Source organism: Bordetella petrii, assembly GCF_017356245.1.
Taxonomy (GTDB): Bacteria; Pseudomonadota; Gammaproteobacteria; order Burkholderiales; family Burkholderiaceae_B; genus Bordetella_A; species Bordetella_A petrii_D.
The window spans coordinates 238076-261415 of record NZ_JAFMZZ010000004.1 but is presented as its reverse complement, the minus strand read 5'-3'; the positions used below and the strand labels follow the sequence as shown (position 1 = coordinate 261415).

Here is a 23340-nt window from a genome sequence, read left to right as displayed (position 1 = left end):
TCCAACCGCACAATTTTCACCGGATTGAATGCCATGGATACTAGCAGGAACTCTGATTGACGTAGCTGGCTTCACCGGTTACACCGTGACGAGGTACACGCAGCATCGGCCTGATCGCATTACAGAAATTGTTTCGCAATCGCAGCGCAACATCAAAAAATGCTCCCAGGAGACAAGATGATTACTTCAATACGGCGTTTCGCGTTCCTGTTGTGTTTGTGCTTGGGGTTTTTCCAGGCTGCCGCGGCCGAGAATATCTCGATCGCCACCGGCGGCACCGGGGGAGTCTATTACCCGATCGGCGGCGGTATTGCGTCGATGCTGTCGAAGAAAGTGCCCGGCATGGAGGCCACCGCCGAGGTAACCGGCGGATCGGTGGACAACCTGAAGCTGATAGACGGCGATGTTTCTTATATCGGGCTGACCATGTCCGATGCCGCCACGGATGCCTACAAGGGCCAGGGCAAGTTCAAGGGCCACAAGGTGCCTGTGCGCACCCTGATGATTCTTTATCCGAACCGCATGCACGTGGTCACGGTGGATGGCCGGGGCATCGAGAAAATGGCCGACCTGAAGGGCAAGCGCATTTCCACCGGCTCGCCCGGCAGCGCGACCGAGGTCATGGCTTTTCGCATGCTCGAGGCGGCCGGGCTGGACAAGGACAAGGACGTCGAGCGCGAACGGCTGGGCGTGGCCGAGTCGGTCAATGCCATGAAAGACAACAAGATCGACGCCTTCTTCTGGGTGGGCGGGCTGCCCACGGCGGCCGTGACAGACCTTGCCAACACCCCGGGCACCAAGATCAAGCTGATCGACAATGCGAACCTGGTTTCGGCCATGAACAAGAAGTACGGGAATCTGTATGTGGAAGACACGATTCCCAAGGCCACGTACCGCGGCATGGACCATGACAACAAGCAGGCCACGGTGATGAATATTCTGGTGGCCAACGAGAAGATGAGCGACCAGACCGCGTACAACATCGTCAAGACCATCTTCGACAGCCGCGACGACCTGATCGCGGTGCACAAGGACACGGCCGAATTCAAGCTCGAGAATCAGAAGGCCTCGGCCTCGCCGGTTCCGTTCCATCCGGGCGCCATCAAGTATTTCACCGAAAGAGGCGTCAAGCTCGATTGAGCCGGGCCCATTCTGCCCCAACCGCGCGGTTGGGGCATTTTTTACATGGCTCGCCCAACGACAACGCCAAGGCACACAGATGCCGGACTCCATCCCGGGGGAATACCAGTATGAATGTATCCGCTGAACCGACTTCCACGGCCGCTGTCAGCGACGAGGCCTTGCGCAAGGCCGAGCAATACATCGAAGAAGAAGAGGGCGCCGCCAATCACATGGGCGGCTGGCTGGGCATATTCCTGGCCGCCGCGGCGGTGATCATGTCGTTGTTTCACCTGTATGCCGCCTACGCCATCGTGCCGACGCAGACGCTGCGCCCCATACACGTGGCATTCGTGCTGTTCCTGTCTTTCCTGATGTTCCCGGTCAGCAAGCGGTTCCGGCACCGCATCATGTGGTGGGACTGGGCCGTGGCGCTGGTGGCGATTGCCGTGGCGGTGTACCTGATCGTGGGCGGCGACGATTTCACCGATCGCAATACCAGCCCCAATACCTGGGACATCGTATTCGGCGTGGCGCTGATCCTGATGGTGCTGGAAAGCATGCGCCGCACGATCGGATGGATATTGCCCGTTATCTCGATCTGCTTCCTGGCCTATGCGGTGTTTGGCGAATACCTGCCGCACCCGTGGACGCACAAGGGTTATGGCGTGGATCGCATCGTGGGCTTCATGTACATGACCCTGGAAGGCATATACGGGGTGGCCGTGGACGTGTCGTCTTCGCTGATCATTCTGTTCACGATATTCGGGGCGTTTTTGCAGTATTCGGGCGCGGGCAAGTTCTATATTGATTTTTCGTTCTCGGCCATGGGCGGCAAGCCCGCCGGCGCGGGGCGCACGGTGGTGCTGGCGTCGTTCCTGCTGGGCGGGCCGTCGGGTTCGGGCGTGGCCACCACGGTGACGCTGGGCACGGTGGCCTGGCCGATGCTGGCCAAGGTGGGCTACGAGCGCAACGCCGCGGGCGGCCTGCTGGCCGCGGGCGGCCTGGGCGCGATCATTTCGCCGCCGGTAATGGGCGCGGCCGCGTTCATCATTGCCGAGTTCCTGAAGATTTCGTACCTGGATGTGCTGCTGATGGCGGTCATCCCGACCGCGCTGTTTTATCTTGCGCTGTTCCTGATGGTTGAGATCGACGTGCGCAAGTACGGCATGAGCAACATCATTTTCGAGAAGGTCGACACGGTGTGGAACCTGACCAGGCATTACTGGTTCCACTTCCTGTCGCTGATCTCCATCGTGGCATTCATGATGTGGGGGTTCTCGCCGGTTCTGTCGGTGTTCTGGGCGACCGTGGTGTCTTTCCTGGCCAGCTTCCTGCGCCCCGACACGGCCATGATTTCTTATGACCTGTTCCGCGGCAAGGGCTCGATATCGAAGCTTTTCTTTCAGTCGCCATTGATCCAGGCGCTGAAAGCGGGGTCGGTGGGCATGCTGGGCGTGGGCACGACCTGTGCGGGCGCCGGCATTATCGTGGGCGTGGTGACGCTGACGGGCCTGGGCCTGAAGTTCAGCGGCATCGTCATCGACTACGCGGGCGGGTCGCTGCTGCTGACGGCCATTTATACCGCGCTGGTGGTGTGGGTGATAGGCCTGGCGGTTCCGGTGACGGCCTCGTACATTATTTGCGCCGTTATTGCCGCGCCCGCGCTGATCAAGCTGGGCGTGCCCGACTTCGCCGCGCACATGTTCATTTTCTACTACGCGGTGCTGTCGGAAGTGTCGCCGCCCACCGCGCTGTCGCCATTCGCGGCGTCGGCGATTACGGGCGGCGATCCCTACAAGACCACCATGCAGTGCTGGAAATACACCATGCCGGCATTCCTGGTGCCGTTCATTTTCGTGCTGGACCCCACCGGCCAGGGCCTGCTGCTGATGGGTTCGACCAAGGCGCTGGCGACGGCAAGCTGGTGGTCGATTGCCGAAGTGACGGTAACGGCCGCCGCGGGCATTTTCGCGCTGGCCGTGGGCTTCCAGGGGTGGCTGCTGGCGCGCGCCACGATGTTCGAGCGTGTCCTGTTCTGCATTGCCGGATTCGCCCTGGTGTACCCGGGGGGAATGGCGGATGTGGTGGGATTCGGCCTGGTGCTGATCGCGCTGGTCTGGCATTGGCGGCGGGGCCGCGCGCGGCCTCCGGCGGTGGCCTGAGTTGTCTCGGGCGAAGGCGGCGCATCGGTCAGCGCGCCTGGCCAGGGCCAGGCACCTGGGATGCCGCCGCCGGAGGCAGCAATGTACCGTTGAACAACTGCCACAGCGTACCGGCGGCAATGCCCAGCACCACGGCGTTGGCCAGCAGGAACAGGATGGGCGCCAGGAACGAGAAGAGTTCGCTCTGGCCTTCGCCCGACAGGCGGATGACCACGCCGGCCAAGGCCGTGGCGCCGAAGGTGAAAGCCCAGTACGAGGCGCCGAATGGCTGTTCGGCTATCCACCGTATCATCCGCGTCAGCAACAAGGCCTGCAGCAGGGCGTATCCGACCAGCATGTGGGCGAACAGATCGGCGTGCGCGCCGCCTACCGCCAGGTAGCATGCCGCGCCCACGGCCGGAGGCGCCAGCTGAATGCCCAGTGTGGGCCGTAGCGGCGTGGCCAGGGGCGCGGCCGTGTACAGGCGGTGCAGCAGCACGGATTCGACCGCCAGCCATGTGAAAAGCGCGGCGCCGAACGCCAATTGGCCGAATTCGCGGTAGCCCAGCGCGGCCGCGGCGATGCCCGACACGAATCCGCCGGCGACCAGCGGCAGGTACAGCACGGGCGTGGTTGCCGTGGCATCGCGCCCACCCTGCCACAGCAGGCCCGTGCGCCACAGGCCGAACGCCACCGTGAACAGCGTGCCCAGCAGGAACAGCGCGATGGCCGCCGAGCGCGAATAGGGCAGCGCCCCTTGCGCGACGAGCATGGTGGCAACTCCGGCCAGTCCGATAAAGCAGCACTGGATGGCATGGGCCGCCTCTTCCCGCGCGACGGCGGTCGCTGTGAACCATTTGGCGCCGTAGAGAACCGAGATGGCCAGCCATGCCAGGGCCGCGGCTGCGTACAGCGCTTCTCCGATGGCCGGCGGCAGGGACCAGACGTCGTGCGCGGCCCGCCAATTGCTTGCCAGGCCCGCCAGGCCCAGCACGATTCCGTAGAACGAGGGCGGCACCAGCGGAAAAGCTCGCGCCGTTGTTCTTTTGGCCATGATTGTTCCTTCGAGTCTGTCACGCGTTTCAGGGTCGAGGAAACCGCAGTGGCAGAATACATCCAGGCGCAGGGCGCATCCAGGCGCCCGATGGCGAAGGCTGTCAATCAGGGGTTGGCGTCTATTGCGCCACGGCCTCCGCATCCACGTCGTAGGTAAACAGCCATTCATACCGTTCTTTCACGCGGTCTTCGCTCCATTCCCGCTCGACGTAGGCCGCCGCGCCGGCCGCGTGCGCCAGCTCGGGGTTGTGGAACCGCTTGGCGTTCTCGGCCGACCCGCGCACGACCCGCGCCGTGCGGGCGGCGCGCAGCTGCTGGTAGCGCAGCAGCGCCTGCCCCGCATCCCCGGGCAGCTCGTCCAGGCAGCGCGCCAGCATGTATCCGTCTTCGATCGCCATGGCCGCGCCCGACGCCAGCATGGGCAGGGTGGGATGGCAGGCGTCGCCCAGCAGGGTGATCCGCCCCTGCGTCCATTGCGCCAGCGGTTCGCGCAGCATCAGCGCCCATTTGAACGGCGTATCCAGCGCATGGATCAGCGTCTGCACATCGTCGTGCCAGCCGGTGAAGTCGCGGGCGCATTCTTCGATGGTGCCCTGCTGCGTCCAGGACTCTACCTGCCAGTCGCCGCGTTCCAGGATGCCCACGAAGTTCACCAGTTCGCCGCGGCGCAGCGGGTAGTGGATGACGTGGGCGCCGGGGCCGACCCAGTTCACCGCATAAGGCTCGCGCAGATGCGCGGGCAGCTTGCCGGCGGGGATGACCCCGCGCCAGGCCAGCGCGCCGGAAAAGCTGGGCTGGTCCTGGCCATGCAGGGCGGCGCGCACGCGCGAGTGCACGCCGTCGGCGCCCACCAGGACATCCGCCCGCCGGGTACTGCCGTCGGCCAGGGTGGCCGTGACCTGCCCGCCGTCCTGCGCCACCGCTTCGACCCGGGCATTCAGTTCGATGGCCTGCGGATCGCGCGCCAGCACGGCGTCTACCAGCACGCGATGCAGGTCGGCGCGGTAGATAGTCAGGTACGGATAGCCGTAGCGTTGCACAGATTGCGCGCCCAGGTCGAACAGGGGCCAGGTCTGGCCGGTGTTCCACAGGCGGATGCGCTTGCCGGCCGCGGGGCTGGCCACGCGTTCCAGGGCCTGGCCCAGGCCCAGCCGGTACAGCACGCGGTTGGCGTTGGCGCTGAGCTGGATGCCCGCGCCCAGTTCCCGCAATTGCGCCGCCTGCTCCAGCACGCGCACGTGAAAGCCGCGCGCCTGCAGGGCCAGCGCGGCGGTCAGGCCGCCCAGGCCGGCGCCGGCGATCAGCACGGTGGGGGTCGGGGTGTCGGGCATCGTGGTTTGTCCTTCTGGTGTTTCGAATGGGGTCTACATTTACTGCGGCTTGACGCCGGCGCTGCGGACCACGCCGGTCCATTTGTCGAGATCGGCGCGAATCGTCCGGGCGAAGTCCTGCGGCGTGCCGCCCACGGGCTCCAGGCCCTGCGCGCTGAGCTGCCTGATGACCTCGGGGTCTTTGGCGGCGGCGGCCAGGGCGCCGGTCAGCGCCTGCACGGCGGGGGCCGGGGTGCCGGCGGGCGCCAGCAGGCCAAACCAGGAATAGGCCTCGAAAGGCTTGCCGATCACTTCCGAGACGGTGGGCGTGTCGGGCAGGCCGCTGTAGCGCTGGCTGCCGGTGACGGCGTAGGCGCGCAGCTTGCCGGCGCGGATCTGCGGGGTCAGCAGGGTGACGGTGTCGAACAGCAGGTCGACCTGGCCGCCCATGACATCGGTAAGCGCCGGCGCGCCGCCGCGGTAGGGCACGTGCAGCATCTTGGCGCCGGACTCGCTCTTGAACATTTCGGCCGTCAGGTGGCCGATGGAGCCGGTGCCGGCCGAAGCGACCGTCAGGTCGTGGCTGTTGGCGTAGGTTTGCAGCTGGCGCAGGTCTTTGGCCGGCAGCTCGGGGCGGCTGACCAGGATCAGCGGGCCGCGCACGGCCATGCCGATGGGAGTGAACGATTTGACAGGGTCGTACTGCAAGTTGGTGTACAGGGCGGGCGCCACCACGATGCTGCTGGTGCCGCCCCACAGCAGCGTGTAGCCGTCGGCCTTGTCGCGCGTGACCGCGGCGGTGCCGACACTGCCGCCGGCGCCGGCGCGGTTTTCCACGATGACCGGCTGGCCCAGTTTCTTGGCCATGACGCTGCTGAACAGGCGCGCGCTGGTATCGGTGGGGCCGCCCGGCGGGAAGGGCACGACCAGGGTGATGGGTTTGGCGGGAAAGCCTTCGGCGGCCGCAGGAACGGCTGGCCCCAGGGCCAGCGCGGCGGTGGCCGCCAGCGCGAATACGGCGTGCAGCGCCACGGGAATTGCGGGTAGGTTCGACATGCCTCGTCTCCTTTCTCTCTGTCTTGGTAATGACGGCCTCGGATGGGCCGATGCGTTATTTCAACGCAGCGCATTAAATAAGTAAAAGAACAATATTGGATAAATTGACAAGTAATGCTTGTTAATATGAATGCTTGATTCCGCCCGCCGGCCTCGTGCGTCGACCATGAATTTCTCTTTTCGCCAGATGCGCGCCTTTCTTGCGGTGGCGCGCCACGCCAGCTTTACCAAGGCGGCCGAGCAGCTGCATATTTCTCAGGCCGGGCTGAGCGCCATGGTGCGCGACCTGGAAACGCAACTGGGCTGCCGCCTGTTCGAGCGCACCACGCGCACCGTGCGCTTGACGGCGGCGGGGCTGAGCCTGCTGCCGGTGGCGCAGCGCACCGTGCAGGACCTGGGCGCGGCAGTGGCGCAACTGGGGGCGTTGGGCGCCGGCGGCCACGATCGCCTGCGTGTCGGCGTGACGCCGCTGATCGCCTGCAGCGTCATCCCGGACGTGCTCAAGCGCATGCACAGGCTGGCGCCGCGGCTGCGGGTGGATGTGATGGACCTGGACCGCAGCCTGATCGCCGCGCGGGTGGAAAGCGGCGACCTGGATGCCGGGTTCGGCGCGTTTTTTACGCGCGTGTCGGGCATCCGGCGGCAGACGGTGTTCCCGGCGCGGCTGGCGCTGGCGGTGCCGCGCGTGGAAAGCGACCGGCGCAGGTCGGTGCGCTGGCAGCAGATCGATCGCGACAGCCTCATCGCCTTGCCCGACGAGAACCCCATCCAGCGGCTGGTGAACCAGCACCTGGGCGTGCGGGGCGATGCGCCGGGGCGCGTCGTTACGCATCTGGAAACGGTGCTGGCCCTGGTCGAGGCGGGCCTGGGCCAGGCCGTGGTGCCGTCGTTCGCGGCGGTGGGCAGCAAGCGCTGGAAGGTAAGGCTGGTGCCGATCGCGCCGGCAGCGGCGGTGGATTACTACTGCATCACGCGGGCCGGGCAGGGCGCTTCGGATCGCATCGATGCGTTTGCCAGGTGCTTCGGGGAAGTGGCCACCGGATACATGGCGTGATGGCTGCCTGCCGGCCAGAACCGCAATCGTCCGGCCTCGTCCGGGGCCGGGCGTCAGTCCCGATTGACGCTGCCGGTCGGACAGGTTAAACCCACACAGGGAATCGATCTCAGCAACATCGGACAATGAAGATGCTCCGTCATATTGCGGTGTGCGCGCTCGTATTGCTAGCCGGTTGCTCGACGACCGCCATCGACGTCGACAAGGCGCCGCGGGCCGACGCGTCGGCCGTCCTGGACCCATCCCTGGCGTCGCCCGCGGCGGATCGCGGCACGGTCCGGATCGCGCGGGACGGCGGCGTGCTGGGCCACGAGAAAACGGTGCTGGTGTACCTGGACAGCCGGCACGTGGCCAACGTCAAACCCAGCCGGGTGCTCGAGCTGTATGTGCCGGCCGGCGCGCACAACCTGGGTGTGCAGGCGGGCGACGCCACGCGGCCGATCAGCTATGTGGACGTGAACGTGCAGGCCGGCCGCGTGCACGATTTCCGGATTTCGGCGTCTTCGTCCACCGACTGGAATATCACTGCGTTGAAGTGACCGGGCGGGGCCCAGGGATTCAGGCGCCGCGCCGCGGGATTTCGACGAAGGCCGCGGGGTGCCCGATGGCGGCCAGAAATCGCAGCAGGTCTTGCTTGCCTATGGATATCGTGGCGGTATTGACCATCGGGTGGAACAGAAAGTGCGTGGCCGATTCCAGCAAGGCGTCCATGACGAGCTTGACCTGGCCAAGCGAGTCAGCCGCCAGTGCAAAAGGGCTGGCGGCGCCGGGTGCAACGCCCAGCAGAGCCTGCATGGTCTCGGGCGGGCAGAACGACAGCCGCCCGACGTCGAGCCGCCGGCCCAGTTCGCCCAGGTCGACCCTGGCATCGGGCGTTGTCACAACCAGGAAATGCTCGGTGCCTTTCTTGTTCTGCACCAGCAGGTTCTTGCAGCGGCAGCCGGCCAGCGCCGCATTCAGCGCCGCGGACTCGGCCATTGTGTAGACTGCTTCGTGGGTGGTTTCCCGATACGCCAGATCCAATGTGTCGAGCAGGGCCAACAGCGAGCCGCGGGCCCCGGCGGCGTCTGCATTCACAATACGTGCCCCAGAAACTCGCGCGTGCGCGGATCTTGCGGCGCATCGAAGAACTGGCCCGGCGCGCCATGCTCGACGATCAGGCCTTTATCGGTGAAGTACACCTGATGCGCGACTTCGCGTGCAAACCCCATTTCGTGGGTGACCAGGATGCATGTCATGCCTTCTTGCACAAGGTCGCGGATGGTGTGCAGCACTTCCTTGACCGTTTCGGGATCGAGCGCCGCGGTGACTTCGTCGAACAGCATCACGCTGGGCCGCATGGCCAGCGCACGGGCGATGGCCACACGCTGTTGCTGGCCCCCCGACAAGTGGCCGGGGTAGGCGTTTTCCTTGCCCGTCAGCCGGACCTTGGCCAGTAGCGCGATGGCCCGTTCGCGTACTTCGCCGGGGTCTTGCTTCAGCACTTCGACCGGGGCCAGCATGATGTTCTGCAGCACCGTCATGTGCGGGAACAGGTTGTACTGCTGGAACACCATGCAGACGTCCTTGCGCAGGGCGATGCGCTTCGCGTTGTCCGCCAGCGCATGCACCGCGTGTCCGGCCGCCAGGATTTTCCCCGAGTCGGGCGCCACCAGCCCGTTGATACAACGCAGCAAGGTGGATTTCCCCGAGCCCGACGGGCCGATCAGGGCGACGGCCTCGCCCTTGCGTACGGTCATCGAGACGCCCCGCAGCACCTGGTTGTCGCCGAATGCCTTCTTGACGCCATCGATGTGGACGATTGCGTCTTGGCCGTTCTGGGTCATCATTGTCTCCTCGGATTATCGATGTCAGGCGATCGCATAGCGCTTCTCGAGCCTGCGCGTCCAGCGCGCAATCGGATAGCAGTAGGCGAAGAAAAGTACCAGCAGCAGGCCATACACCGGCATCAGCAAGGCGGTGCTGTTTTCGGCCGAGAGCACGGCCCGCGCCACTGTGACGCTGTCTTCCACGCCCACGATGGAAACCAGCGGCGTCGCCATCATCAGCACCGCATAGATGTTCATCCAGGGCGGCACCATGCGTTTGACGGCTTGTGGCAGGATGATCATGCGCAAGGTCTGCCCGCGGCTGAAGGCCAGCGCGTTGGCGGCTTCCCATTGGCCGGACGGCAGCGACTGGATGCCGCCGCGCACGATCTCCGAGACATTTCCCATTACCGGCAGCATCAGGCCAAGAATGCCTTTGACCGATGCGGGGAACGGGATGCTCCAGCCGAAGAGCTGGATCTGGTAAGGCAGCAGCAGCACGCAGAAGAACAGCAGCACGAGCCAGGGCGCATTTCGAAAGAATTGCGTGATCCAGCCGGACAGCCTGCGCATGAAGGAAAGTTGCGAGACCTGCCCGATGCCGAGCAGGGCGCCCAGCACGGTGCCGATCGCCATGGCCGCCACGCTGATGCCCACATCCACGGCGAAGCCTTTCAGGAGCAGGGGAATCCATTTGGCCAGCGCGGCGATGCCCGGTTCGGCGGCCTCGCTGGCTTGCGCGGCCAGCGGCAGCGACAACGACAGCACTGCCGCGCTTGCCAGGCCGGATGGCCGGCGATGGCGCTTGATCGAGTGTTTCAGTGTCATGCGTTTCCCCATCCCGGTACGGCGATGGTTCGCTCCAGCATTCTCATCAACCATGTGAAGGCTCCGATCACAAGCATGAAGAACATCAGCAGCACTACCATCATCTCAAGCGCGTTCAGGCTTTCTGACCAGATCTGGGAAGAGGCGTACAGCACTTCGGGTACCGCGATGGCGAAGGCGTTGGTCGTGGTCTTGATGAGATTGACCAGATTGTTGGTCAGGCCGGTCAGGCTGATTCGAACGGATAGGGGCAGGACGATACGCCTGAAGATCTGCCTGTCGTTCATGCCGAGCGCGTCGGCGGCTTCGATGGTGGAGCGCGGCACGGCCTCGATGCCCGCGCGGAAGATCTCGACGTTGAAGGCGCCCGCATACAGGGTGAGAGAGACAATGGCCCATGTAACGTTGCTGACCGCCGGTTGCATGCCTGGCAGCAGCCCGTTCAGCGTAGGGCCGAGTGCGAAATAGAAGAAGTACAGCTGGATCAGCGGCGGCGTGTTGCGAAAGGCGTGCACGTAGCCGTTGACCAGCCGCTGTGCCCAGGCGCCGCCCGAGTACTGCAGATAAGCGCCCAGCGCGCCGACCAGCAGGCTGCCCGCAACGGAGGCGATCGATAGCCATGCGGTATAGAGCATGCCCTCGAGGAAGAGGCCGCGATGGTAGTCGTCGTAGAAGATCGACAGATTGATGCCCTGCGAATCGTTCAGGCCTGAAAAGAATGCTGCGATGTCCATCAGGTGCTCCTGGCGCTGGGCGTACGGGTCAATAGCCGGCGGACACCGGGCTGGTGCTCCAGGCGCTGCAAGAAATCCCAGAGCGCCCGGGCCTGTTCAGGCGCCAGCGCATAAAGGGCGCAAGCCATGAACTTCTCGTGCATGGTGTGTTCGGATGCGGGCCGTTGCGGCATGCCCTCGGCGGCCAGGACGGTGTGCGACAGGCAACGGCCATCGGCCAGGCGGATCTCGACGCGGGCGGCTTCCGGGCAGGCGCAGGCTTGTCCGGGCGGCGCCAGCGCCTGGTCTTCCAGCAGCTGGACGCGCTGCATCAGCCGCTGCAGGATGGGGTCCGCCAAGGTCGCGTCGTTCAAGTGTTCGATCCGCACGTCGCCGTGCAGCAGTGTGCAAGCGATCGAGAACGGCATGCAGAACTGCGCTTCGCTGGGCTGGGAAGGATAGCGATAAGGCAGGCTGGCAACCACCAGCGGAGTGCCATGGCAGGTCACGGATTCGACCTGCGCGGCCGTCCAGTCGTGCTCGGCGCGCAACGCGATCACGGCTTCGACCGCGGCCTGCATGGCCGAGCACATGGGGCGAAGCTTGAATGCGACACCCGGGTCGACCAAGGCGTAGCGCGATCCCAGCATCTCGATGGCGCGAGTGTCGAGCACGCCGCCGTTGAGCGCGCCGGCATAGCCGCGCGGGCGTTCGAAGGTGCCCGGCTGGCCGGCGATGCCGGCCCGGGCCGCGTAGGCGGCTTCCACGCCGGTGCGCGCCGCCACGCCGCATAGGTAGGGTTTGGCGTTTGCGCCGTGCGTGACGCGCAGGCCCATCGGCTGGTTGGCTGCCAGGCGGATGGCATTGGCCGTTGCCCGGGCATCGAGCCCCAGCAGTTTTGCCGCCCCGGCCGCGGCGCCAATGACGCCCAGTGTTGCCGTCGCCCAGAAGCCGCGCTCGTACAGGCTGTCCGTGAGTGCCAGGCCCAGCGCATACTCGGTCTCGACGCCGGCCACGAATGCCTCCAGCAGCCGGGCGCCATCGGCATCGGCCTCTTGCGCTGCCGCCAGAACGGCGGGCAGCACCGCGGCGGTGCCGTGGACGATGCCGGCATAGCACGTGTCGTCGAAATCCAGCGCGTGCCCGGCGGCGCCGTTGCTTTGCGCAGCCGAGCGGGCATCCACCCGGGCAGAGCCGTCGGCCAGGCAGCATTCGCCGGCCAGGCGGGGCAGCATCGCGCTTTGCGCGAACACGGCGGTGGTGCTGCCCGCCAGCATGACCCCCAATCCATCGGTTATGCAGGCACGCGCGACGGCCAGTGCGGGCTTGGGGATATCCGCCAGCGAAAGTCCGACAACCCAGCGGGCGATACGGCTTTCCAAGTCCGTAGGCTCGTTGCGGATAGCGGTCATTGCGACTTCGCCTTGGCTTGCTCGTCTTTCAGGAAGCCGGTCGCCGGCAGCCCCCATTTCTTCTCAAGGGAAATCAGCAGGCCCGAGCGGTGCCAGTCGGCCACGGTCTTCCGGGCGAAGTCGCCGTAGGCCTTGTCGCGCTCATCCAGCGGTACGGCGATCGCCCAGGGCGTGATGTCTTCCACCGGCAGGGGCATTTCGTATTCCGCCCATCTGGCATCGCCGCTTGCCAGGATCGAGGCCAGCAGCGTGCTGTCCTGCACGAAGCCGATGCAAGAACCGGTCAACAGGGCATTCTGTGCTTCGACATTGCCGGGAAAGGCGACAATCCGCGCGCCGTATTTCTGCGCGACGCCGCGGTTGTAGTAGGCGCCCTGTGTGCCGCAAATCGGTTTTCCGTCCAGGTCTTTCCACGTCTTGATGCCCGCGTTCTTGCGGATCAGCAGGCCGGTTCCGCCGGCATAATAGAAGGGCTCTATGACACCGACGACCTTGCGCCGCTGCTCGTTGACAGACATGGTTGCAATCATCAGATCGATGCGGCCCTGCTGCAGGAACTCGATGCGGTTCGCGGTCTGTACCGGCACCAGCTCCAGGCGCGCGTCCAGGCGCTTGGCCATGTCCGCGGCCAGGTCGGGCTCGAGGCCGACGATCTTGCCGCTCGGGTCGAGGAAGCCGAAGGGGCGGTAGTCGGTCTTGACGCCCACGCGCAGCACGCCCGTGCTCTTGACGCGGTCAAGCACCGCGCTTTGCGCATGCGCCTGGCCGGCGCTCAGTATGCCCGCGGTGGCCGCGGCGGCCAGCAGGATCGAAAAGGTCTTCTTCATGGTTTGTCTCCGTTGTCGAAATGTTCAGGGCCAGAAGGAAGGAGCTCAGCGGTCGATGGCGGTGGACTCCCGGGTGAGCGCGATGGCCTGCTCGCGGGCAAGCAGGCCCTGTTGTTGCAGTACGTCCAGCAGGTTCAGGTGCTTTGCGGTGGCCTGGCGCACCATGGCGCTGACCTTGGCGTAGCCCAAGGTCGGGATCAGCGCGGTGGCGATGGCGGTGGATTGCAGCAGATGCCGTTCGTTGGCCGCGACGTTGGCGCGGATGCCGTCGACGCACTTCTCGCGGAAGAGGCGCACGCCGTTGCGCAGCAGCCGGATCGAGTCGTACAGGCGGTCGGCGACGACGGGCTCGAAATGATTGATCTCCAGTTGCCCGGCCTGGTTGGCCTGGGCAATACAGACGTCGTTGCCCGTGACCGCGAAGCCGATCTGCACGATCGCCATGGGCAGTACCGGATTGATCTTGCCCGGCATGATCGACGACCCCGCCTGCACGGCGGGCAGCTCCAGTTCGGCCAGGCCGCCGTTGGGGCCGGAAGACAGCAGGATCAGGTCGGATGCGATCTTGCCCAGCGACGTCGCGCAGGTACGCAGCTCGGCCGAGACCCGCGTGAATGTGTCCAGGTTCTGCATGGCGTCGAAGGCGTCGCCCGCAGGCTGGAAGTCCACTTCGGTGAGCTGGACCAGATGGGCGTATACGCGGGCCTTATAGCCCTTGGGAGCGCCGAAACCCGTGCCGATCGCCGTACCGCCCAAGGGCAGCGCGCGCAGGTCGTCGCGGACACGCTCGAGTTCCGCCGCCAGGCGTTCGGCCAGCGCCGTGTAGCCACCGAAGAGCTGGCCCAGCGTCATGGGTTGGGCGTCCTGCAGGCAGGTCCGGCCCAGGTGCAGGACATCGCGGAATTCGGCGGCCTTGCGCCGCAGGCTGGCCGCCAGCAGACGCACTTCTTCGATCATCGGCGCGAGCAGGGCATAGGCCGCGATCTTCATGGCCGCCGGGTAGACATCGTTGGTGGATTGCGAACGGTTGACGTGGTCGTTCGGATGCACGCGGTCGTAGACGCCGGGTTGGCCGCCAAGCAGCTGCTGGGCGCGATTGGCCAACACCTCGTTGACGTTCATATTTGACGAGGTGCCGCCGGATCCTTCCAGGAAGTCCACCATCATGGAGGCGTCGTATTGCCCCTCGGCGAGTTCCTTGCATGCTTGCACGAGGGCGTCGCATTGGACGTCGTCCAGTACCCCCAGATCGCGATTGGCCAGGGCCGCCGCCCATTTGCAGAACGCGAAGGCACGCACGAGTTCCCGTTCAGAACCGATGGGCCGCTGCGATACCGTCAGGTTGTCAACGCCTCGGACGGTGTTCACGCCGTACAGGGCATCGCAGGGGATCTGGACGGTGCCCAGATAGTCGGATTCCGTCCGCAGGCTGTCTAGGGGGTCAAGCATCTTCGCTCCAGGAATGTATTTCGATGAGATTGCACAAGATGGGATTAATAGCCTTCAACTCGGCTTTGGTCTGGCTTTCCAGTACATGGCAGACCGTATCGAAAGTCTCGCGCCCCAATGATCCGTACTCGCCCTTCCGGAAATGCAGGTAGAGCTTTCGTTCGACATTCAGGTCGGCGACGAAGTCCTGCCGTACGGCGGGTGCCGAGCGGGCTCCTTGCAAAAGGCATAACGGTGTTGTCACCGCCCAGCCGAGACCGCCTGCCACCATCGAGGTCAGCGTGTCGGCTGTTTCTACTTCGAGGCGGCGAGGCGGATTGAGGCCGACGCGCCGCAATGCACTATCAACTTGTTCGCCCAAATGAGATTGCTGGTTGAAACGCACGATGGGCAGCGCCCGGGCAAGCGCCGCTATATCCGCGGCTGACCGGCAAACGGGCGCTTCTTTGGGCGCGATCAGGAAAAACTTCTCGGTCATCAGGGTGCGGTTCGCCATGCCTTCCAGATCGAGGGAGCGCGAAGAGATGACCAAATCGAGTTCACGGCGGGAGAGTGCCTCGCCGAGGTTTGGCGACAAGCCGGAACGCACGGATAGCTGGGCGGTATTTCGAAGCAGTTGCCGGACAAATGCGGTGCCGCATGTGGCGGCGAAGGAGTCGACCAGCCCGACCCGCAAACTGGGCTTGATGCCCTGGGCAGCCTCGATAACCACGCCGCGCAGGGTCAATGCCTCTTCCATCAGCACCCTGCCCCGATTGAACAATGCCATTCCCGCAGCCGTCAGCGTGAGCGGACGCGCCGACCGGTTGAGCAGCGGTGTTCCGAAGCTGTCTTCCAGCATTCGAACGGATTGGGAAACCGCGGACTGCGTGATGCCCAGGCGCACGGCCGCTTTGGACATGTTGCAGTCCTGGGCGGTGGCAAGGAAGACGCGAAGTGCTTGCATGTCGATGGGGCGGTTTTCTTGCATGGCGTGGAGTTCCGTGGAAGCTTAAGAACAAAAAGAAGTTTTCGGAATAGTTGTTCTAATACAATTAGAATTACTAATAATAATGTCCGCGATGCGGCAATACCGCTATTCGTCCATCCGGGTAAATACTGAAAATGGTGCCGAGCCCCCTCAAGACGCGCTGGAAGGCGCGGCGCGCGGGGGCTTCAGGAGCGTCAGTGAAAGGAAAGCGGCGGGGCGGGCAAGCGCCTGATGCCGGGGTGGGCGATGCTTGTGTCCGCCAGGGGCCCGGACCTTACCATTTGCCTCCGGCCCCACCCCCGCCGCTGGACCCGCCGCCGAAGCTGCCGCCAGAGCTGCTGTTTCCTCCGCCCCCGGAACCACCGGAGGAAGAAGACCTGCTGCTGCTCTGCAGCTTGGCAAGCGCCACCATTCCCAGCGATATCTTGTAGTCGCAGAAAGCGCATTCCTGCATGCGCTCTCCTGTTCCGGCCTGGGTGCGCGTCGACCGCTTGCGCACTTTGATCGCGGGTTCTTGCAGGGTCCGCCCGTGGCATTTGGGGCAAACCCCGTATCGCGCGATTTTTTCTCCGTCGAAGCCGGCGATGTGCGTCTGGCCGGTTTCCTGGTCGCGCCAGATTTCGTAGGACCTGGCGCCCAGTTTTTCTTCCTGCAGCTGCTGTTCGGTCAGGTACTGCTTCATGTCGGCGCGCTTGATATCGTCGCGGTTGACGCGAACCCAGCGGCCGGCCGCGGCCGGCGGCACGGCGCGCAGGCGCGAATTTCTGCTATTGCGGGCCAGGTTGTAATACCCCTTGTAGGCCAGCGGGGCCAGCAGCAGCGGCAGCAGGCTCAGGCGGGTGAAGGCAACCTGCATGTCCAGGCCGGTTTTCTTGTCGCGCGTGCTCTTCTTCAGGAATTCGTTGCTTCCATAATAGTGAAACAGCAGCAGCAGCGACCCGAATGCGGCGGCAAAGCCGGGCAGGTTGTTGAACTGGTAGACGCGGTCGACCACTTCCAGAAACACGAATACAAACAAGCTGAGAAACAGCGCGAACAGAAAGGCGAATAGCGCGAACCAGAAGGAATGGGATTTATAGGGCGCCGTCTTGACGGCGAATTTTTTCAGCACTCTGCGGCGCGCCAGGCTCATCCAGCCGAACCCGACGGCGAAGGCGGCCAGCACATAGAAGGTCTGTTCCAGTGCGGCGGCGTGCCGGTTCCAGAAGGTGGGCCGGTATGCCTGCAGGCTGGCCAGTTCCACCTGATGCGATGGCGACAGGAATACGCTTTCGACCGCCTTGGCGGCGGCCAGCACGGCCATGTCGGTGTTGCCGTCTTTCAGGTACGGCACCAGGTAGGTTTCGCCGATCTGTTTCAGCAGCGCGTCGGGCAGGATGCCTTCCACCCCGTACCCGCTGATGAAGCGGTACTCGTGCCTGTCCATGGCCAGGAACAGCAGCAGGCCGTTGTTGCTGCCTTGCTTGCCGATGCCCCAGTGCGTGAACAGATCCAGCGCGAAGTCGAAATCGCTGTCGCCCTGGTAGTCGTTCACGATCACGATGGCGAATTCGCTGCCGTTGGCGTGTTCGATGCCGGCGCTGATGGCATCCAGCTGCGCGCGCGTATTGCTGTCCAGATTGCCGTCGGGGTCGCTGACGTAATGGTCGTTGCCCTGGTTTTTGGGGTTGGGCATTGACTGCACGGTGTATTGCGCGTGCGCGTTCAGGCACCACAACAGGCCGATCAGGGCGGCAAGCAGGAAACCTGGCTTCTTGTGCATGGGATGCTACCCCGCCGTGTGGATTATTTTTCGTTGACGATGGCGCCGCTGACGCGCTGCAGCGCCGCGATGAAGCCCAGCACCGCCGCCGACGGCGACCGCCGCTTTTTTACCAGAATGCCGATCTCGCGCGTGGCTGCCGGGGCATGCAGGGCCACGCTGCGCAGGCGCGTGGTGTCCATCAGGCGCAGCGCCAGCTGCGGCACCGCCGCCACGCCCACGCCCGCGGCCACCATGGCCCCCACCACCGAAATATTGTCGGCCACGTAATTCGCGTCGGGCGCGCGGCCCGACGCCGCCAGTATCCGGTCGGTGACCAGACGGATGCTGCTGGCCGGCCCGCTGGCCACGAACGGCCGGTTGGCGAACACGCTCCAGTCCACGCGCTTGCGGCGCGCCAAGGGGTCGTTCACTGGGCAGATCAGCACGAAGTTCTCTTTCAGCAGCGGGGTGAATTCCACGTCCGCCGGCTGGCCCGCTATCTCGATGGAAATGCCCAGGTCTGCCTTGCCTTCGGCCACGGCCTGGGTTACCTGGCGTGCCGAGGCCGCCTGGATCACCAGGCGCACTTGCGGATGCGTTTGCTGCAGGGCCTGGGCGGTGGATGGCAGAAGCGCAGCGGCCACCGAGGGCAGCGCCCAGATGTTGACGCTGCCGCGCCGGCCAGCGATGAATTCGGACAGGTCGCTGAGCGAATCGCGGAACTCGGACAGCATGCGCTGGGCAATGGGCACCAGTTCCGCGCCGGCGTCAGTCAGGGCCACGCCGTGCTTGTCGCGGTCGAAGAGTTTGGCATTGAGCTTCTGCTCGGCCGCCTGCACCCGCCGGCTGAGAGCGGGCTGGGACACGTGCGCGTGTTCGGCCGCCACGCGGAAGTTGCGGGTTTCCGCTACCAGCAGCACGGCTTCCAGTTCAGAAATGGTGAGGGTAAGCCGCGTGCCGGCCATGGCAATGCAATTAAGTTATTACCGAGATATGAATATAGCATTTTACGCATCAAGCAATCCTGCTCATACTGCCTGCATCAACCTCGCCGCCAGGCGGCGGCCGGCACGCGATCCGCGGGGCCCCGGGCGGGTGGACACGGATGGAGACAGGCATGGACAAGCCGCGCACGCGACTGCGCATCGGGGTGGGGGCGGGCATGGCCGATGATCGCATCGGCCCGGCGCTGCAATTGCTGGAGCAGTGCGACCTGGACTACCTGGTGTGCGAATGCCTGGCCGAGCGCACCATCGCGCGGGAAACGCTGTCGCGCCGGCACGATGGGGCGCAGGGCTACAACCCGATGCTGGAAGAGCGCATGCGCGCCTTCCTGCCGCTGTGCCGGCAGAAAGGGGTGCGGCTGGTGTCGAACATGGGGGCGGCGAATCCGGTGGGCGCGGCCCAGACGGCCCTGGAGATCGGCAGGGAACTGGGATGGCGCGATTTGCAATGCGCGGCGGTCGTGGGTGACGACGTAGTCGAGCGCGTGCGGGCGCACCCCGAGTTGCCGCTGCTGGATCGCCGCCTGCCGCTGGAAGACATTCTGCCGCGGCTGGCGTCGGCCAATGCCTACCTGGGCGCCGACATCGTGCGGGACGCGCTGGCCACCGGCGCGCAGGTGGTGATGACGGGCCGCGTGGCCGATCCGTCGTTGTTCCTGGGCGTGGCCCTGCACCACCACCAATGGGCGTACGACGACTGGCCGCGCCTGGCGGCCGGCACGATCATGGGGCACTTGCTGGAATGCTCGGCGCAGATCACCGGCGGGTATTTTGCCGACCCGGGCAAGAAAGACGTGCCGCGGCTGGCCGAGCTGCCGTACCCCTACGCCGACCTGTACAGCGACGGCGAGCTGTTCATCGGCAAGCCGGACGGCTCCGGCGGCCGGCTGGACCGCATGACCTGCACCGAGCAGGCCTTGTACGAAATCCATGATCCCGGCGCCTACATCACCCCCGACTGCGTGCTCAGCCTGGACGGCCTGCATTTCCAGGAACTGACGCCCGACCGCGTGGCCGTGCGGGGCATGGGCGCCCGCCCGCGCACCGACAGCTACAAGGTGGTGGTCGGCTACTTCGACGGCTGGATCGGCACGGGCGAGGTCGCCTACGCCGGCGTCAACGCGATTGCGCGCGCGCAGCTGGCCGCCGAGACCGTGAAAGAGCGCTTCCGGCTGGATGGCGGCAAGGCCAGTGAAATCCAGGTGGACCTGATCGGCATCAGCAGCCTGCACGGCAGCCACCCGGCGTCGCTGGCCGGCCAGCCTTACGAGGTGCGCCTGCGCGTGGCGGCGCGCTGCCCCGACAAGAAAAGCGCCCATCTGCTGGGCGACCACGTGCGGCAGCTGAACATGCAGGGGCCTTATGGCGCGGGCGGCCCGGTCAACCTGGGGGCCAAGGAAATCATCGCGGTGGATGCGGTGCTGATTCCCCGCGACTGGGTCAACCCGCAAGTGATCACCACAGGAGCATAGCGATGGGCATCCTGGTCCATGACTTGGCGCATGCGCGCGCCGGCGACAAGGGCAATACGTCCAGCATTGCCGTCATTGCCTATGACGAGGCCGGTTGGCAGCTGTTGCGCCAGATGCTGACCGCCGAGCGCGTGGCGGGGGCTTTTGCGCACCTGGGCGCCGGGCCGGTCAGGCGCTACGAGGTCGCCAGCCTGAAGGCCCTGAATTTCGTCATTCCCGATGTGCTGGCCGGCGGCGTGACGCGTTCGCTGCGCCTGGACCCGCACGGCAAGTCGCTGAGCGCGCTGATGCTGGGCATAGAGCTGCCGCGCAGCCCGGCGCAATCTTGAGAGGCCGATATGTATCCCCCCGCCGAACCTTTGCAGACTGAAGTCTTTGCCCGGCTGCCCGAATCGCTGCACCTGACCGACCGGCCATCTACCTGGCTGGCCGCGCGCCACGTGCAGATGCATTCGTTCCTGGAAGGGCCCGCCTTCGACCGCGCCGGCAACCTGTGGTGCGTGGACCTGGCGCATGGGCGCATCCTGCGGGTGGACCCCGCGGGCAACTTTGAAGTGGTCGTCAGCTACGAAGGCGAGCCCAACGGCCTGAAGATCCACCTGGACGGGCGCATTTTCGTGGCCGACCACCTGCACGGCCTGATGCTGGTCGACCCCGTGGCCGGCACCATACGCCCCTACATGCAGCATGTGCAGCGCGAAGCGCTGCGCGGCCTGAATGACCTGTTCTTTGCGTCCAATGGCGACCTGTACTTCACCGACCAGGGCGAGAGCGCTTTGGAAAACCCCACCGGCCGCGTGTTCCGCCTGCGGGCCGACGGCAAGACGGTGGACCTGCTGATGGACGGCCTGGCCGGGCCCAACGGGCTGGTGCTGAACAAGGCGGAAAACGTGCTGTATGTGGCCATTACGCACGACAACGCCATCTACGCCCTGCGGCTGGAACCCGGCGGCGCCATGAAAAAAGCCAGCCGTTTCATCCAGTTGTCGGGCAGCACCGCCGGCCCCGACGGCCTGGCGCTGGACGAGGCCGGCAACCTGGCCATTGTGCACGCCCAGGCCGGCACGGTGTGGCTGTTCAGCCCGCTGGGCGAGCCGCTGTACCGCATCCGTTCGTGCGCGGGCCTGCGCACCACCAACGTCGCGTTCGGCGGCGACGACCGGCGCAGCCTGTACATCACCGAAGCCGAACAGGGCGTCATTCTGCGCGCCCGCCTGCCGCACCCGGGCAAGCCGATGTATTCCCACACCAATTGATCAGAACGCACTATCAGGAGACTACGCCATGACACTGCATCGATTGATCGCCGGCCTGGCCCTGGGCCTGGCCGCCGCCACCGCCGCCCAGGCGGCCGCTACCTGGCCGGCGCGCCCCATACGCCTGATCGCCACATACGGCCCGGGCAGTTCCATCGACATCATCGCCCGCCTGGTGGCCAAGCCGCTGTCCGAGCAGCTGGGCCAGACCGTGATCGTCGAGAACAAGCCCGGCGCCGGCGGCGACCTGGGCACCGACATCATCGCCAAGGCCGACAAAGACGGCTACACCATCGGCTTTGCCTCTGCCGGGCCCATTACCGTGAACCCCAATGCCCGGGCCAGGATGCCGTACGACTCGATGAAAGACCTGGCCCCGGTGGCCCTGATCGCCACGGGCCCGAACGTGATTCTGGTGAACCCGTCGCTGCCGGTGAAGACCCTGCAAGAGCTGATCGCCTATATCAAGGCCAACCCGGACAAGGTGAGCTTTGCGTCGGCTGGCGTGGGCACCAGCGGCCACATCGCGGGCGAGCTGTTCCAGCACCTGTCGAAAACCAAGATTCTGCACGTGCCCTACAAGGGCAACAGCGAGGCCATTACCGATACGCTGGGCGGCCGCACCCAGATCGTGATCAGCGGCGTGCCGCCGATCTTGTCGTTTGTGAAGTCGAGGCAGCTGCGGGCGATTGCGGTGGCCGATACCAAGCGTTCGCCGCTGCTGCCCGATGTGCCCACCGTGGGCGAAGCCGGCCTGCCGGGCGCCGAAAGCGTGGCCTGGTACGGCATTGTGGCGCCGGCCGGCACGCCCACGCAGATACTGGACCGCCTGCACGATGAAATCGCCAAGGCGGTGGCCAGCCCTGACGTGCAGGCCAAGTTCGCCAGCCTGGGCATCGTGGCGGCTTCGGACTCGCGCGCCGAGTTCGGCAAGCGCATGACCGACGAGTTCGCCCGCTTCAAAGAACTGTTCAAGCAGATCAATCTGGTGATGGATTGACCGGACCATGCCACGCACCGTACTGATTACAGGCGCCAGCGGGCTGGTGGGCACCGCGGCCGTCGATTCGTTCCTGAATGCGGGCTGGGACGTCATCGCCGTTTCCCGGCGGCGTCCCGAGGTTTGCAGCGACCGGGCGTTCACGCACTTGCCGGTAGACCTGCAGGACGCCGCGGCGTGCCGGGCGGCTTTCGGGAGCCTGGCGCAGGTCAGCCATGTGGTCTATGCCGCGGTCTACGAGACTCCCACCCTGATCTCGGGCTGGCGCGATCCGGAGCAGATGTCCACCAACCTCGCCATGATCCGGAATGTGATCGAGCCGCTGGCCCAGGCAGCCCGCCTGGGACATGTGACCCTGTTGCAGGGCACCAAGGCGTACGGCGTCCACCTGCATCCCATCCGCATCCCCGCGCGCGAGCGCGAGCCGCGCGACGACCATCCCAACTCGTACTGGTTCCAGGAAGACTACATCCGCGAAAAGGCCGGGCAGTGCGGTTTCGGCTGGACGATATTCCGGCCTGCCATCGTGCTGGGGCCCAACGTGGGCGTGGCCATGAACACCATACCGGTCATCGGCATCTATGCCGCGCTGTGCCGGGAAGAAGGCCGGGCATTCAGCTATCCCGGCCATATTTCATATCCGCGCGAGGCGGTGGATGCGCGCCTGATCGGCGACGCGGCGGTCTGGGCGGCCGGCAATCCGCGGGCCTGGGGCGAGCACTACAACCTGACCAACGGCGAGGTCTTCAGCTGGCGCGACCTGTGGCCCGGGCTGGCGGCGTTCCTGCGCGTAAGGCCGGGCCCCGACCAGCCCCTGTGCCTGGCCGAATACCTGCCCAGCCGCGCCGGCCTGTGGGCGGAAATCGTCAAGAAGCACGGGCTGCGGCCGATGAGCATGGCGCAACTGCTGGGGCAGTCGCACTATTCGGCCGACGCACGGTTCGGCTATGGCCTGCGGGCAGCCCCCGCGCCCGCGTTCGTCAGCACGGTGAAGATCAAGCAGGCCGGATTCACGCAGGTGTACGACACCGAAGAATGCGTGCGGCACTGGCTGCAGGTGCTGGCCGACCGGAAGTTCATTCCGGCGCCTGCCGTTTCTTAGCTGAAGCGCGGGTCGA

At 65.4% G+C, this 23340-nt stretch carries 22 protein-coding genes; 9 read left to right on the top strand and 13 right to left on the bottom strand.

What is annotated here, in order from left to right; all coding sequences use genetic code 11:
• Positions 1–177 precede the first annotated feature (177 nt).
• Positions 178–1140: a TAXI family TRAP transporter solute-binding subunit gene (locus J2P76_RS19375; RefSeq protein WP_207409484.1), complete on the top strand. Its 963-nt coding sequence runs from the start codon at positions 178–180 to the stop codon at positions 1138–1140.
• A 110-nt stretch (positions 1141–1250) separates the two neighbouring features.
• Complete coding sequence (locus tag J2P76_RS19370; RefSeq protein ID WP_207409483.1) at positions 1251–3284, top strand: TRAP transporter permease; 2034 nt, start codon at positions 1251–1253, stop codon at positions 3282–3284.
• A 28-nt stretch (positions 3285–3312) separates the two neighbouring features.
• Here the strand turns inward: J2P76_RS19370 and tehA are convergent, their stop codons facing one another.
• From tehA to J2P76_RS19355, 3 genes are all read right to left on the bottom strand, one after another.
• Positions 3313–4317, bottom strand: coding sequence for a dicarboxylate transporter/tellurite-resistance protein TehA (tehA, locus tag J2P76_RS19365; protein WP_207409482.1), 1005 nt, complete (start codon positions 4315–4317; stop codon positions 3313–3315).
• A 121-nt stretch (positions 4318–4438) separates the two neighbouring features.
• On the bottom strand, positions 4439–5650 hold the full coding sequence (locus tag J2P76_RS19360; protein WP_207409481.1) for an FAD-dependent monooxygenase: 1212 nt from the start codon (positions 5648–5650) through the stop codon (positions 4439–4441).
• Positions 5651–5689: 39 nt separating this feature from the next.
• On the bottom strand, positions 5690–6685 hold the full coding sequence (locus J2P76_RS19355) for a Bug family tripartite tricarboxylate transporter substrate binding protein (RefSeq protein ID WP_207409480.1): 996 nt from the start codon (positions 6683–6685) through the stop codon (positions 5690–5692).
• Positions 6686–6851: 166 nt separating this feature from the next.
• Here J2P76_RS19355 and J2P76_RS19350 point away from each other — a divergent pair, with 166 nt between their 5' ends.
• Both J2P76_RS19350 and J2P76_RS19345 read left to right on the top strand, forming a co-directional pair.
• Positions 6852–7739, top strand: a complete 888-nt coding sequence (locus tag J2P76_RS19350) for a LysR family transcriptional regulator (RefSeq protein ID WP_207409479.1) — start codon at positions 6852–6854, stop codon at positions 7737–7739.
• 131 nt (positions 7740–7870) lie between these two features.
• A complete protein-coding gene (locus J2P76_RS19345; protein WP_207409478.1) occupies positions 7871–8278 on the top strand; it encodes a hypothetical protein in 408 nt (135 codons plus the stop codon).
• A 19-nt stretch (positions 8279–8297) separates the two neighbouring features.
• Here the strand turns inward: J2P76_RS19345 and J2P76_RS19340 are convergent, their stop codons facing one another.
• The 10 genes from J2P76_RS19340 to J2P76_RS19295 all read right to left on the bottom strand — a co-directional run bounded on the left by J2P76_RS19340 (position 8298) and on the right by J2P76_RS19295 (position 18455).
• Positions 8298–8816, bottom strand: a complete 519-nt coding sequence (locus J2P76_RS19340; RefSeq protein ID WP_347565345.1) for a prolyl-tRNA synthetase associated domain-containing protein — start codon at positions 8814–8816, stop codon at positions 8298–8300.
• On the bottom strand, positions 8813–9565 hold the full coding sequence (locus J2P76_RS19335; RefSeq protein WP_242697619.1) for an amino acid ABC transporter ATP-binding protein: 753 nt from the start codon (positions 9563–9565) through the stop codon (positions 8813–8815). The genes J2P76_RS19340 and J2P76_RS19335 overlap by 4 nt, the downstream gene beginning before the upstream one ends.
• A 24-nt stretch (positions 9566–9589) precedes the next feature.
• Positions 9590–10375, bottom strand: a complete 786-nt coding sequence (locus J2P76_RS19330) for an amino acid ABC transporter permease (RefSeq protein ID WP_207409476.1) — start codon at positions 10373–10375, stop codon at positions 9590–9592.
• Positions 10372–11109, bottom strand: coding sequence for an amino acid ABC transporter permease (locus J2P76_RS19325; protein WP_207409475.1), 738 nt, complete (start codon positions 11107–11109; stop codon positions 10372–10374). The genes J2P76_RS19330 and J2P76_RS19325 overlap by 4 nt, the downstream gene beginning before the upstream one ends.
• On the bottom strand, positions 11109–12500 hold the full coding sequence (locus J2P76_RS19320) for an MmgE/PrpD family protein (RefSeq protein ID WP_207409474.1): 1392 nt from the start codon (positions 12498–12500) through the stop codon (positions 11109–11111). The genes J2P76_RS19325 and J2P76_RS19320 overlap by 1 nt, the downstream gene beginning before the upstream one ends.
• Positions 12497–13327: a transporter substrate-binding domain-containing protein gene (locus J2P76_RS19315; RefSeq protein ID WP_207409473.1), complete on the bottom strand. Its 831-nt coding sequence runs from the start codon at positions 13325–13327 to the stop codon at positions 12497–12499. Before J2P76_RS19315 ends, J2P76_RS19320 begins: the two co-directional genes overlap by 4 nt.
• Positions 13328–13372: 45 nt before the next feature.
• Positions 13373–14776 (bottom strand): aspartate ammonia-lyase, encoded by a 1404-nt coding sequence (locus J2P76_RS19310; protein WP_207409472.1) that lies wholly within the window; start codon positions 14774–14776, stop codon positions 13373–13375.
• A complete protein-coding gene (locus J2P76_RS19305) occupies positions 14769–15746 on the bottom strand; it encodes a LysR family transcriptional regulator (RefSeq protein ID WP_207409471.1) in 978 nt (325 codons plus the stop codon). The genes J2P76_RS19310 and J2P76_RS19305 overlap by 8 nt, the downstream gene beginning before the upstream one ends.
• Before the next feature lie 274 nt (positions 15747–16020).
• On the bottom strand, positions 16021–17508 hold the full coding sequence (locus tag J2P76_RS19300) for a TPM domain-containing protein (RefSeq protein WP_207409470.1): 1488 nt from the start codon (positions 17506–17508) through the stop codon (positions 16021–16023).
• A 23-nt stretch (positions 17509–17531) separates the two neighbouring features.
• Positions 17532–18455, bottom strand: a complete 924-nt coding sequence (locus J2P76_RS19295) for a LysR substrate-binding domain-containing protein (RefSeq protein ID WP_207409469.1) — start codon at positions 18453–18455, stop codon at positions 17532–17534.
• A gap of 152 nt (positions 18456–18607) precedes the next feature.
• On the opposite strand from J2P76_RS19295, the gene J2P76_RS19290 reads away from it, so the two are divergent.
• The 5 genes from J2P76_RS19290 to J2P76_RS19270 are packed head-to-tail and all read left to right on the top strand — an operon-like array spanning position 18608 to position 23324.
• The gene (locus J2P76_RS19290; RefSeq protein ID WP_207409468.1) at positions 18608–19966 is read left to right on the top strand and encodes an acyclic terpene utilization AtuA family protein; all 1359 of its coding nucleotides are present in this window, start codon (positions 18608–18610) and stop codon (positions 19964–19966) included.
• A gap of 2 nt (positions 19967–19968) precedes the next feature.
• On the top strand, positions 19969–20295 hold the full coding sequence (locus tag J2P76_RS19285; RefSeq protein WP_207409467.1) for an AtuA-related protein: 327 nt from the start codon (positions 19969–19971) through the stop codon (positions 20293–20295).
• A 9-nt stretch (positions 20296–20304) separates the two neighbouring features.
• Entirely contained in the window at positions 20305–21222 is a 918-nt protein-coding gene (locus J2P76_RS19280) for an SMP-30/gluconolactonase/LRE family protein (RefSeq protein ID WP_207409466.1), read from the top strand.
• 28 nt (positions 21223–21250) lie between these two features.
• Positions 21251–22222: a tripartite tricarboxylate transporter substrate binding protein gene (locus tag J2P76_RS19275; RefSeq protein ID WP_207409465.1), complete on the top strand. Its 972-nt coding sequence runs from the start codon at positions 21251–21253 to the stop codon at positions 22220–22222.
• 7 nt (positions 22223–22229) lie between these two features.
• Positions 22230–23324, top strand: coding sequence for an SDR family oxidoreductase (locus J2P76_RS19270; protein ID WP_207409464.1), 1095 nt, complete (start codon positions 22230–22232; stop codon positions 23322–23324).
• The last annotated feature ends 16 nt before the right edge of the window (positions 23325–23340 follow it).